Below are 544 nucleotides of genomic sequence, written 5' to 3'. Positions count from 1 at the left end.
CCGCCTCAACGCCGGCATCATCGTCGAGGCGACAATGCTCAACGTCCGCTTCAAGAACGGCCGCCATCTCGGCAAGGTCGAGGAAGGCTTCGCCGCACAGCTCAGCCCCGGCGACACCTTCTTCTTCGCCGGCCTCAGCTGCGAAGTGCAAAGCATCGACACCGAAGACCTCATCGTCCGCGCCTCCAGCAAACCCGCCCGCATCCCCACCTACGGCGGCAGCCGCATGCCGCTGTCGACCAACCTCGCCACCCGCGTCCGCCACTTCCTCGCCGAACCGGAGCAATGGCACCGCTTCCCGCCCGACGTACGCGACTGGCTGGAATTCCAGGCGAAACGCTCCGCCCTCCCCCGCCCCGGCCAGCTGCTGGTCGAAACCTTCCCGCGCGAAGGCCGCCATTACATGGTCGCCTACAGCTTCGAAGGCTGGAACGCGCACCAGTCGCTCGGCATGCTCGTCACCCGCCGCATGGAGGCGGAGGGGCTGAAACCCTTGGGCTTCGTCGCCAACGACTATGCCCTCGCCTGCTACGGTCTGGAAAAG

Annotated in this window: 1 protein-coding gene; it reads left to right on the top strand. The window is 66.5% G+C overall.

Annotation, left to right across the window (positions count from 1 at the left end):
- The coding region (locus ACYVE7_RS35510; protein ID WP_460371103.1) for a hypothetical protein at nt 1-544 on the top strand (544 nt) is incomplete at both ends.

Source organism: Actinocorallia lasiicapitis (assembly GCF_054778695.1).
The sequence above is the reverse complement of the archived record's forward strand: the minus strand, read 5'-3'. Positions and strand labels throughout refer to the sequence as shown.